This is a genomic window from Mycobacterium sp. ST-F2 (assembly GCF_001905655.1).
Taxonomy (GTDB): domain Bacteria; phylum Actinomycetota; class Actinomycetes; order Mycobacteriales; family Mycobacteriaceae; genus Mycobacterium.
The window spans coordinates 16,311-27,857 of the sequence record NZ_JMHT01000015.1 but is presented as its reverse complement, the minus strand read 5'-3'; the positions used below and the strand labels follow the sequence as shown (position 1 = coordinate 27,857).

General features: G+C 64.6%; 12 protein-coding genes. All 12 read right to left on the bottom strand.

The window, feature by feature from the left end:
- Positions 1-26: 26 nt before the first annotated feature.
- The 12 genes from EB75_RS06805 to EB75_RS06750 all read right to left on the bottom strand — a co-directional run bounded on the left by EB75_RS06805 (position 27) and on the right by EB75_RS06750 (position 11,547).
- Positions 27-824: a hypothetical protein gene (locus EB75_RS06805; protein WP_073694704.1), complete on the bottom strand. Its 798-nt coding sequence runs from the start codon at positions 822-824 to the stop codon at positions 27-29.
- A complete protein-coding gene (locus EB75_RS06800) occupies positions 814-1,383 on the bottom strand; it encodes an Rv1363c family protein (protein ID WP_142239470.1) in 570 nt (189 codons plus the stop codon). Before EB75_RS06800 ends, EB75_RS06805 begins: the two co-directional genes overlap by 11 nt.
- 17 nt (positions 1,384-1,400) lie before the next feature.
- The gene (locus EB75_RS06795) at positions 1,401-2,036 is read right to left on the bottom strand and encodes an Rv1363c family protein (protein ID WP_073694702.1); all 636 of its coding nucleotides are present in this window, start codon (positions 2,034-2,036) and stop codon (positions 1,401-1,403) included.
- A gap of 25 nt (positions 2,037-2,061) precedes the next feature.
- Positions 2,062-3,324 (bottom strand): MlaD family protein, encoded by a 1,263-nt coding sequence (locus EB75_RS06790; protein ID WP_286150105.1) that lies wholly within the window; start codon positions 3,322-3,324, stop codon positions 2,062-2,064.
- Entirely contained in the window at positions 3,321-4,436 is a 1,116-nt protein-coding gene (locus EB75_RS06785; protein WP_073694701.1) for an MlaD family protein, read from the bottom strand. The genes EB75_RS06790 and EB75_RS06785 overlap by 4 nt, the downstream gene beginning before the upstream one ends.
- Positions 4,433-5,266, bottom strand: a complete 834-nt coding sequence (locus EB75_RS06780; RefSeq protein ID WP_174557637.1) for an Mce/MlaD family protein — start codon at positions 5,264-5,266, stop codon at positions 4,433-4,435. Before EB75_RS06780 ends, EB75_RS06785 begins: the two co-directional genes overlap by 4 nt.
- A 163-nt stretch (positions 5,267-5,429) precedes the next feature.
- Positions 5,430-6,665 (bottom strand): IS256 family transposase, encoded by a 1,236-nt coding sequence (locus EB75_RS06775; RefSeq protein ID WP_073694700.1) that lies wholly within the window; start codon positions 6,663-6,665, stop codon positions 5,430-5,432.
- Positions 6,666-6,760: 95 nt separating this feature from the next.
- Complete coding sequence (locus EB75_RS06770) at positions 6,761-7,069, bottom strand: MlaD family protein (RefSeq protein ID WP_073694699.1); 309 nt, start codon at positions 7,067-7,069, stop codon at positions 6,761-6,763.
- Positions 7,066-8,130 carry an MCE family protein gene (locus tag EB75_RS06765; protein WP_073694722.1) on the bottom strand — a complete coding sequence of 355 codons (1,065 nt, stop codon included), beginning with the start codon at positions 8,128-8,130 and terminating at the stop codon, positions 7,066-7,068. Before EB75_RS06765 ends, EB75_RS06770 begins: the two co-directional genes overlap by 4 nt.
- Entirely contained in the window at positions 8,127-9,176 is a 1,050-nt protein-coding gene (locus tag EB75_RS06760) for an MlaD family protein (protein WP_073694698.1), read from the bottom strand. Before EB75_RS06760 ends, EB75_RS06765 begins: the two co-directional genes overlap by 4 nt.
- Positions 9,173-10,690, bottom strand: a complete 1,518-nt coding sequence (locus EB75_RS06755; protein ID WP_073694697.1) for an MlaD family protein — start codon at positions 10,688-10,690, stop codon at positions 9,173-9,175. The genes EB75_RS06760 and EB75_RS06755 overlap by 4 nt, the downstream gene beginning before the upstream one ends.
- A complete protein-coding gene (locus tag EB75_RS06750) occupies positions 10,690-11,547 on the bottom strand; it encodes an ABC transporter permease (protein WP_073694696.1) in 858 nt (285 codons plus the stop codon). Before EB75_RS06750 ends, EB75_RS06755 begins: the two co-directional genes overlap by 1 nt.

Genomic DNA, 11,547 nt, shown 5'->3' with positions numbered 1-11,547 from the left:
GTGGTTCGCCGCCGACCAGTGGGCCCTCAGCCGCCGTACTGCGGCTTCAGCTGACCCGCAAGCGCAGACAGCGGCACGTTGGCCACCACGGTGCCACCGTCCATGGACCAGACGCGCTGCCCCGGCGGTGTGGGTTCTTCCCGCATCATCGGCTGATCCGGCATGTACAACCGCAGTGAATCTCCGGTGAGCGCGAACGCACGGTAGTTGCCCGAATAGCCCGGGCCGGCGCTGTCCGGCTGGAATTCGGGCACCGTGAAGGGGTAGGTGCCCGGGGTGTGCGGTGGCGGTACCGCGTCGAGAATCGGCGGCAGGATGGGTGCGGCGGCAGCCGAAACCGCCTGATTGGCATTGACTCCCGGCCGAAACAGATCGGGCAGGTACAGCCGGCGGCCGGAGTTCATGTCGAAGAGGAACGACCGGTAGGCGTTGTTGGCCTGCACACCGAACGGTTCGAACGTTTCGTGGACCACCACGGACTGCAGCCCACCAGGACCGGGAATGATCTCGTAGTCGGCGCGGGCACTGCTGTCCCGCGGCGTGGTGTTGCCGGTAGCTCGCCACCCATTGAACAGCCGCGTGTAGTAGTCACGCAGTATCGGCCCAGCAGTCGGGTTGTCGATCAATTCGGCCGGAATCCGCAGCGACAGCAGCATTTCCGCTTCACGCTGGGATTTGACCACCGCGGTGCAGGCGCCGCCGTCCCAGACCGCCCCGAGCCCCGCACAGAAGTTGTCAACCGCCGCGTGAGCGGCCGGTGCAGCGGTGAGGCAGCCGGCGGCAACGCCCAGAGCTGCCAACGACGCCCGGAATCTACTTGCCACGTTTACCGTCCGCCCCGGCGAGCATCACCTCGGCAGCAAGCCATCGATCCCCCACCTTCTGCATCGTCATGGACACGCTGACGTAATCGGTCTTCTTGTCCTTCACCGCGGCACTGGTGACGTCCTGCTTCACCGTCAGCAGCACGTCCACGTCGTCGCCCCGGACTGCTTTGACCGCGGCGTCATCGACGACACCGGTGGTGCTGACCTTGTTGTCGATCAACATCTTTCGCATGGTCGCCGCGGCCTTGCTGTAGGTGTCCTTGAACTTGCCCGTGGCGCCGCCGAGTACATCGGCAAAGTTCTTGTCGATGGTGTTCAGGTCGGTCGTGGTCAAAGTGACCGCATAACTGCGCGCCGCGTCGAGCGCCTGCGAGGCCTCGGCGTCGCGTTGGTGCTGGGCGAAAACCAGCCACCCGGTGGTGCCGGCTGCGGCGGTGAGCGCGATCACCACGGCGATGACGGCCCAACAGATCGAGCGACGAATGGTGTACGTCCTGGACCCGGCAGTCTCGGGTTGCGCCGCTTCGGAATCCACGGTTTCGACGTCGTCTGCCACGTCAGCTTCCTTGGCGGTCACAGGATTTCGACCTTGCTGGCCAGCCACCGGTCACCGCTGCGTTCCATCGTCATGTCGATGCGATTGCGGTCGATGCGCGGGCTCGGGTTGTTGGCGTTGGTGATCGACTGATCGACGAACAGCAGCACTTCGACCTTGTCGGGCGTCGCCGACTTCACCGCGGCGGCGACAACGATGCCCGTCCCCGACGCTTTGTTGTCGATCAGCACCTGACGCAACTGGTTCGCGCCCTGACTGTAGGCGTCCTTGAACTCACCGGTCGCGCCGTCGAGCGACTTGCGGTAATTCTCATCGATGTTCTTGGCGTCCAACGTGGTGAGCACCACTGCGTAATCCTTGGCAGCCTGCAGTGCAGCCTCACTCGCCGCGTTGACCCGGTACTGGTCGTACTGCCGCCAACCCAGAAATCCCAGTGCCCCTATCAATACCGCGAACAGCAACGCGCACACCACAGCGGCCGGTCCCACCCGGCGCCTCGACTCCGAAGCGGCCGATTCCGTGGTCTCGGCAGCGTCTGCCTCCGTGACATCGACAGCATCGGCCTCGACGGACTGATCCGTCGCTTCGGCGGGTTCGGTCTCCGTGTCTTGCACCTGATCGAAGACATCAGCACTGGCAGTTCGTTTACTCATCACTTCTCGCGTATCTCGTGGCCCATCAGTTCGGCAGAGGCACCGGCATCACAGGGCCGCCGTATGGGGTGTCAATGGTGTAGCCCGGGTAGTGCGGCGTCTTGTCGGTCACGGCATGTGGGTCGTATCCCGGCGGCGGACCGGCAGTGTCGTCACCCGGCGGCCGCGGCGCATTGCGGGCGCCGCGAACCAACAGCGACGGGTCCTGGTCTTCACAGTAGGTGTACTTGTACGGCTCGGGGAAACTCGCGTCGGTCGGCGCGTGGCGCGGCAGGTCGTAGTCGCACCGGTACTTCGGATAGATATCGCCGAGTGCCCAGATCCCACCGTCGTGCACGACGGTGGCGAACCGATCGATGAACGGGTCGCGGTCGGGCCGCCAGAGGTACTGCAGCGCTGGGATGCGCTGATAGATGATCTGCGACACCGTGGTCAGGTTCCCGAGGATCTGCACCACATTCTGACGGTTGTCCGCGATCAGGTTGTCCAGCGTGGCCAACTGCGGCTCACCACGATCGACGAGGGTTCGGAAGCCCCCGTCCATCTTGTTCACACCCCCGAGCACCGCCTCCAGGCTCTTGGTCGTGGCCTGCAGACCCGGGCGCACGTCAGCAACAGTGCCGAACACCACCCGCGTGGTGCGGATCATGCTGGTGGTCTCCGGCAATACCGAGTCGACGGTGTTCGCCAGCAAGCTGGCACCGTCGAGGATCGCGGCCAGCTTCCGCGGGCCGTCCTTTGTCACGTGCAACTCGTTGAACATCTTGCCGAGCTTGTCGGCGTCGAGTTGGGCCAGCGCGCCGCGGCTATGGTCGATGATGTGTGGGAGGGTCACCGGAATACTGGCCTGCTTGCCCGAAATGACCGCGCCGTCAACCAGATACGGGCCACCACCGTGGTCCGGCCGGAAATCCAGATACTGCTCACCCGCCGCCGACAGACCCGACACCCGCACCGGGCTGTCCGTGGGGATGTGGGCCGACCTGTCGACGGTCGCGATCGCTTCCACGCCGTTGCTGGTGAGATTGACGGCCGAGACGTGACCGATCGGGATGCCGCGCAACGTGACGTCCTGGTTGGCCAGCAGCCCACCGGATTCCGGCAGCATGATGCGGATCGCCATGGTCCGGTGGAACGGGTTGAACCGCAGTCCGTCGATCGCGATGTAACCGAAAGACACCAACGCCGTCAGCGCCAGGCCGAACAGCGCGAGCACCACCTTGCGGCTGGCGACCGCCTTGATGATGCGAATGGCCACCGCCAGTACAGAATTCAGCAGGCTGATCATGGGCGGTCCGGCCCGTTGATTCGGCCGAGCAGCATGTTCCACTCGTATCGCAGACTGCCGATCATCAGATGCCAGTCGGTGCCGTCAGGGCCGTGGATACCGGGGTCGCCCGCGTAGTTCTTGTCGGGCAGGGCACCGATCGCGATCTTCTCGACGGACGCACGTCCATGCAGCGCAGCCGAATTCGTCGACTTGACCACGACGCCGATCAGCCGGTTGAACGCCGTCAGCGTGATGTTCGGATCCAGCGTGATGTCGTTGGAGACCTGCGACAGTTTGTTGACATCGGCGATGACGCTGCGGGTGTCGGTGCCCTGCATCGAGGGGAACTTGGACAGTTGCCGGGTGATCCGGCCGACGTTGTCGATCACATCCATGATGCGAGTCGTGTTGTCGGAGATGACCGCCAGTGCCGGTCCGCCGGCTGACAGAGCCGAATCGATGCTCTGCTGGTGATTGGCCACCTCGGCGGCCATGTTCGACGTGCTGCGCAGTGTCGAGTCGAGCTGCGCCGAGCGCGCCGACATCTTCGACAGGAACTGGTTGGTCTCCGCGATCAGGCCGGCGAGTTTCTCCCCGCGGCCACCGACCACGCGGCCGGCCCCGTTGACGTCAGTGGTCAACGCGCGGACGGCACCACCGTTGACCAGCATGGCCAGTGAGTTGAGCAGTTCTTCGACCGTCGGTGCGGAAGCAGTCGACGCCAGCGGGATGGTGTCGCCATTGTGCAACAGCGCACCGCCGTCAGCCTTGTCGCTGGGTGGGCGGATCTGCAGGAAAACGTCGCCCAGTGGTGTGGCAGAACGCAATTCAGCCGTACTGCCCACCGGCAGCGGCACGTCCTTGCGGATCTTCATCGCCACCTTGGCCGTGAAATCCTGGGCCTCGATCCCGGTGACTTCACCGATATCCGCGCCGTACAAACGCACTTTCGCCTTCGACGGCAGATTCAGCGCGTCGGTGAACACGGCATTCAAGTTGTAAGTCGGCCCACCTGACCCCGGGGATGGCAAGGGCACGCTGTCCAGGCCCGCGGCACAGCCGGTCATCAGCAGGACACCGCCCAGCGCGCCGGCCCAGCGTGCGCCGCGCGCCACCGATTTCACAGTCATCGTGTGGGCCCTCCCGCCGCGGGTGCGGGCGGCGCCGGAGCCGGGGTCGCCGCGGAAGCACCGGGTTTGGGTGGCTCACCCTGGCCCGACGGACCGATGCCGTTGCCCATCAGGTCCAGCATCGAGCTGAGCCCGAAATCAGGCCCGTAATCCTGCAATGTGCCTGTCGCACAACCTAGTTGCTTCAGGCCCATGAGGTTGCAGAGTTCCTTGTTCAGGTTGTTGTTGAAGATGACCTTGTCGGTCAGCAGGTGGACGCGAACACTACCGCCGACCGGGTCCAGGACGTTGTACAAGTTGTCGAGCGTCAACGGCAGCACATCGAGGGTTTCGGTCAGCTCACGCTTGTTGTCGGCCAGCGAGGTGACCATCGTGTTGAAGTCACCGAACGCACCCTTGAGCTGATCACGGTGCCGATTCAGCAGATCGCTGACCTGCTGGAGGATCTCGTTGGCCTTTGCACCGGTGCGCCCTGATCCCAGGTTCTGGTCGGCGAGGATGTCGCTGAGTTGGTGCACATTGGCGCCGAACGTGCGGATGGCCGCATCGTTGTCGGCCGCCGACTGGGTCAGATCCGAGACACTGCGGATGATCTGCTGAAGGTTCTTCTGCGTCTGTGCGCCACCGTCGGGGCCGACCTTTAGCGCCTCGGACAACTTGGTCAAGGTCGACTTGATCTGATCGCTGTTGCCCGCCGAAATCTGGGAGCCCAGATTCACCAGATCACCCAGCGGCCCACCACCATTGGCGTCGCCCCTCAGGGCGGTCCCGAGCTTGTCGATCATGGCCAGGGTCCGGTCGAATTCGACCGGCGTCCTGGTGTTCCCCAACCCGATCAGATCGCCGTCGCGGAGTTTGGGACCGCTGGTGTAGGCCGGGGTCAGCTCGATGTGCCGGTCGGTGAGGATCGAGGCGGAAACCGTCGCGGCGACGACAGGTCAAGTCCATGGACGTGGTGTACGACGTCGTCGTGTGATTCTTCGATGTGATGGTTCAGGCGGTCAGTGCCGCGTGGGTGGCCTCCTGTTCGGTCGGGGTGTCGTTGACGGTGCGTGATTTGCTCAGGACGTCGAGGCCGAGGTAGCGCCGGGATTCGGCCCATTCGTCGTGTTGTTCGGCCAGTACCGCGCCGACGAGACGGATCAGGGCGTCGCGGTCGGGGAAGATGCCGACGACGTCGGTGCGGCGGCGGATCTCCTTGTTGAGCCGTTCCTGGGGGTTGTTCGACCAGATCTGGCGCCAGATCTGCTTGGGGAACGCGGTGAACGCCAGCAGGTCCGGCCGTGCTGCTTCGAGGTGGTCGGCCACCTTGGGCAGCTTGTCGGACAGGGCGTCGATGATCCGGTCGTATTGTGCGGCAACGGATTCAGTGTCGGGTTGGTCGAACACCGAATGCAGCAGCGTGCGCACCCACGGCCACGACGACTTCGGGGTCAGAGACATCAGATTGGCCGTGTAGTGCGTTCTGCAGCGCTGCCACGTTGCGCCGGGCAGGGTGGCCCCGATCGCGGCCACCAACCCGGCGTGCGCGTCACTGGTGACCAGCTTGACCCCGGACAGGCCGCGGGCGGTCAACGACCGCCAGAACGTCAACCAGCCGGCACCGTCCTCGGCGGTGGTGAGGTCGATACCGAGGATCTCCCGGTGGCCCTCGGCGTTGACTCCGACCGCGATCAGGGCGTGCACGTTGACCACCCGCCCGCCCTCGCGGACTTTGAGGACCAGGGCGTCGGCGGCCACGAACGTGTACGGGCCGGCGTCCAAGGGCCGGGTCCGGAAGGCCTCGACGGCGGTGTCGAGTTCCTTGGCCATCACCGACACCTGCGACTTCGACAGGCTGGTGATGCCCAACGTTTCGACGAGCTTGTCCATCCGCCTGGTCGAGACGCCGAGCAGGTAGCAGGTCGCGACCACGGTCGTCAGGGCGCGTTCGGCGCGTTTGCGGCGTTCGAGCAGCCATTCGGGGAAGTAGGAGCCGTGCCGCAGCTTGGGGATCGCCAGATCCAATGTGCCTGCGCGGGTGTCGAATTGGCGGTGCCGGTAGCCGTTGCGCTGGTTGGTCCGCTCAGAGCTGCGTTCGCCGTATCCGGCGCCGCACAGGGCGTCGGCCTCGGCCCCGAGCAGGGTGTGGATGAACGTGGCGAGCAGCTCGCGCAGCACGTCGGGGTGGGTGGTGGTGAGTCGTTCGGCCAGCACGGTCGGCAGGTCGATATTCTGGGCAGCGGTCATCGCGTGGTTCCTTTGCTCGAGTGACTTTGGACGGTCCCTCGAAGAATCACGCGATGACCTTCAATCACTCGGCTACGACACGCCGGTACCGCTGATCAGGTCCGACTCGTACACCACTCTGCTGGACGCAACCCGACGACATCGCTCGGTACGGGGACCTTCCGATCGATGTCCATGGTGACCTCGACATAGCTGCCCTTGTTCTCCACGGTGTCGACCTTGCCGACCTGCATGCCGAGCACCGACACCGCATTGCCGGGATACAAGCCGACGGCGTCCTGGAAATGCGCCGTCACCCTGATGTCGCGGTGCCAGAATTTCGGCGCCACGGCGGCGGCCGTCGTCACCAACGACACCACCGCGACGACGGCCACCACGGCAATGATCAAGGCGCGCTTTCTCATTTGCAGTCCTTGAAGTACTCGACGATGTTGAACTGCCGGGCTCGACCGCTGATCGCGCACATCCAGGCATCCACCATGAGTCCGCCCGAGAGCTGCACATCAGCGGCATTCCCACTACCCATGATGTTGGCGAAATCGCGCGCCGCGATCGGTGCGTTCTGCAGGATGTTGCGAACCAGCGCATCGTGATCGGCCAACATCTTGGCGAAGTCGTGCAGGCTGTTGATGAGCGCGTCGAGTTGCGGCTCGTCGGCCAGAATCGTATGTGCCCGGTCGGCCAGCAAGGTCACCCCGTCGAACAGGCGCTGAACCGCAGCCCGCCGCGTGGTGATCTCACCCAGAATCTGATTGCCCTGCAACACAAGTGCGCCCAGATCAGCCTTCTGTCGGTGCAGCAGTGCAGCGATCGTGTCCGCGTTGGAGATCAGCGTGCCCAGCTGATCACGTCGAGACTGGATCACGCCGGCCAGTGAATTCAGATTGGTCAGCGCCTGTGGCAGTGCGTCGGGCAGGCCCTGCAGGCTGGCACTCATGACGCGCACCGACTCGGCGATCCGATCAGCGTCCAGCGGAGCCAGAGTGCTGGTCGCGCCCTCCAGCGTCTTCTGCAGGTCATACGGCACTTCCGTGTGACTCAATTTGATTGTGTTGCTGCGCAATTCACCAGGGCCGGCCGGTACCAGCTCCAGATAGCGAGACCCGAGGATGGTGGTGAGCTTGATGGCCGCGCGGGTCTCGGTGCCCAGCCGCACGTTCTTGTCGGCCTTGAAGGTGACCACCACGTGGTCACCGGCCAGGGCGACGTCCTGCACCTCGCCGACGTGGATGCCCGCGATGGTCACCGCATTGCCCGACTTGATGGCGGCGGCCTGGGCGAACTCGGCGGTGTACTGCTTCCTGCCGAAGTCCAGAACACTGATCAGCACCACCGTGACAACCATGACGACAATGACCGTCAGACCGATGACACCGAGCCAGAACTTGTTGTAGTCCTCCAGGACTCGCTGGCGCCCACCCGGGATGTTGGCCGGGCGAAGTGGGCCGCCGAAGAGGCTGCTCATCGGCATACCGCCGTGTGCCACACTTCGTTGCCGTTACCCGGGGTGGCGGCGATGACGAAGTTCTGGAACCACTGCTTCAGACCGCGCCACAGCGCGAAGTCGACGTCGCAGGGATAGGCGTTGAGGTACGTGCCGTCCTGCGTCATCCGGCTCAGGCCCTTCAGCAGCAGTGGCACATTGGCCATCATGTAGCCGAACCGGGCTTTGCCATCGGTGGTGCTGTACTTCAAGAAGCCGGGGTCGCGGGCGATGAATTCCTGCATCTGCGGGGTGATCGCGTTGACGATCGTCGACAGCCGCGAGACGTTGGCGGTGATCGATCCCACCGAGGAAAGCAGTTCCTCACGCCGGCTGTTGAAGGCTGCCAACGACGCCGACGTCTGGCTCAGCATGGTCTCCAGGTTGCTGCTCTGCTTGGCCAGTGTCGTCATCAGCTTGTCCAGGTTGGCAATCAGATCACCCAGTGCCGCATCAGGACCCGCCAGCGTCTGCGTCAGCACCGAGGCCTGGGTGGTCAACGTCAAAAGCGACCCCTGGTTGCCCTGGAACGCCTGGATGATGGCGTTCGTCAGATTGTCCACCTGCTTCGGATCCAACTCGGTGAACAAAGGCTCGAAACCATTGAGCATGTAGGAGATATCGAACGACGGATTGGTCCGATTCACCGGAATCAGCGCGCCCGCAGCCAATTTCCGCTTGTCTCCGTCACCCTGGCTGAGCCCGACATACCGCTGCCCGATGATGTTCTGGTAGGTCACCGAGGCCAGCGTGTTGGTGTAGAGGGTCTGATTGCTGTGGATCTGGAAGGTGACCTTGGCCCGGTAGTCGGGCGTCAGTTCGATCTTGTCGACCCGGCCCACCCGAACGCCGGCCACCCGGACGTCATCGCCCTCGGCCAGACCCGACACGTCGCTGAACATGGCCGAGTACGTCGTGGTCGGCCCGGCGATGTTGCGTTGCAAGGTGGCGAACACCATCCACGTGACGGCAACGGAGAACACCAGGAACAGCGTGAGAAAAACGACGGTGCTGCGTTTCAGTTTCATCGCTGTCCCTCCGGAATCGGAGTGACCTGTATTTCTTGGCCACGCGCGACAGGACCGAGCAACAGTTGGGTGGCGGATGTGGCTGGGCCACCGACGATCTTGCTCAACTGATCCTTCTCGACATCGCTGCCGACCGGCCCGACGGTTCCGCCGTACAGCGGCGCTGATTGCTGCTGAATCTGGGCGGGTGCGCCGGCTTCTGCGGGCAACGGCGGCCCCGGCGGTGCGGGCACGGCCTGCGGGCCCGGAGCGGGTCCCGCCTGGGGTGCCGGCGGCGCATTCGGGTCCGGCGGGCCCGGGAAGTCCGGCACCACCGGCACCGAGAACCGTGGCGGCGCAACGTTGGGACGGTTCTCGGTCACCCACGGCGGCACGGCCGTGCCCATCGAGGCCAGACCCGGTTTGAGGTCGGGAGCCGTCGGAGTTTCCGGTGCTGTCTGGCAGCTCGGGCCCTCCAGCGCGCCATACCGCGGGCAGTCGGCTCGGGTGTACTGCCGTGACGGGTTCATCGAGATGGCCGCCTTGACGGTCAGCATGTTGGTCTCCGGGTTCCACGCTTCGTCGTATGCCTTGTTGGCGAGCGCCTGCAAACGTGTTGAGATGCCGTGGAATTCGCCGGAGTGGTCCGCAATCACACCCAGGCCCGGCGTCAGGCCGGTACTGACCTGGATCATCCGGTCGGTCTGGTGGTCGAAAGCATCACCGAGTGTTCCCGTGGTGTTCAGCCCGCCGGTGAGGAAACCGGTCAGCTGCGAACGCTTTTCGGCGAACGTCCGCATCGGCTTCACCGAGCTGTCCAGCGCGGCGAACAGGTCCGGCGACACGGTACGCAAGCTCTCGGATGCGGCCTTGAGTGCGGACAACGTCGTCGGCCCGGTGTCGTCGGACCGCACTACCGAATTCAGTTGGCGCATGATCTCATTCACGTCGTGCCCCGCATCGGTGAGCTTCTGCCCGCGGCCATGGGTGGCTTCGGAGATGGCCGCGAAGACACCGACATTGTTGGCATCGGGTGACTGACCGACGGCCTTGAGCAACTGGCGCAGCTTCGCCAGCACGTTCTGGAACAGCACTGTGGGCAGCGTCTGGTCTTCCAGGACAACGTCGCCCGAACGGATGGGCCGCGCCCCGTTGCCGTTCTGCACGAGCTGAACGGCCGACACCGCGAACAGGTTGGCGGGCACCACACGCGCGGTCACGTTGTCGGGGATCTGCGACGCGAACTGCGGCTGGATGTTGACGTGCACCACGTTCGGCTGACCGTGCTGCGAGGGCGTCACGCTCGACACCATGCCGACGATCACGCCGCGGAATTTCACGTCGGACCGCTCCGGCAGACCGTCACCGATGTTGATGAGCTTGAGGTCCACCCGGATGAAATCGTCCAGCTTGCCTTGCGATTTCACCACCATGAGGACCGCGGCGAACGAGGCGACCACCGCGAAGCACAGGCCGATGACGCCCAGCTTGCGGTCGGTCGAGCCGCGCGGGTCGTGGTCGAACGAGTTGGCCATCAGCCACCGAACCTTGCACCACTGATGACGCCCCACAGCGCCATGGTGAGCAGCATGTTGACGATCATCACGACAGTGACGCTGCCGCGCATTGCGCGTCCGGCCGCCACTCCGACGCCCGCCGGGCCGCCGGAGGCGAAGTACCCGTAGTAGCACTGGAGGGTCGAGGAGATGAACACGAACACCACCGCCTTGATGGTCGCGAACAGCACGTCCCGTCCCTCGAGGAACAGGCCGAAGTAGTGCAGGTACGTACCGGTGGACTGGCCGGCGATCACACTGACCAACTGGCACGACAGATACGCCAGGGCCAAGGACGCCAGGAACAGCGGGACCACCGCGATGACCGACGCCACCACCCGCGTCGCCACCAGGTAGGCCACCGAGTTGATGCCGAGGGTGTCGAGCGCGTCGATCTCGTCATTGATCCGCATGGCGCCGAGTTGGGCGGTGAACCGGCAGCCGGCCTGCGCGATGAACGCCATCGCGATCATTGCCGGCGCCAACTCACGCGTCGTGGCGAACGACGAGACCAAACCGGTGGCAGGCCCCAAACCCAGCAGGTTCAGGGCGTTGTACCCCTCGATCGCCACCAGCGCCCCGGCCGTGACGCCCAGAACGCCAGCCACATTCAAGGTTCCGCCGCCGACCACGATCGAGCCGTTGCCCCAGGTGATATCCGAGAGCAGTCGCAACAGTTCCTTGCGGTAGCGCACCCACATCGTGGGCATGGCCAGCACGACCTTGCCGAAGAACTCGATCATGTGGCCGGTTCGCCCGGCCGCCTTCAGCAGTCCGTTGCCGACCGCCGCGAACGGTCGCAGCAGACCCGGGGTGAATGTTGACGGTGCGGCCAT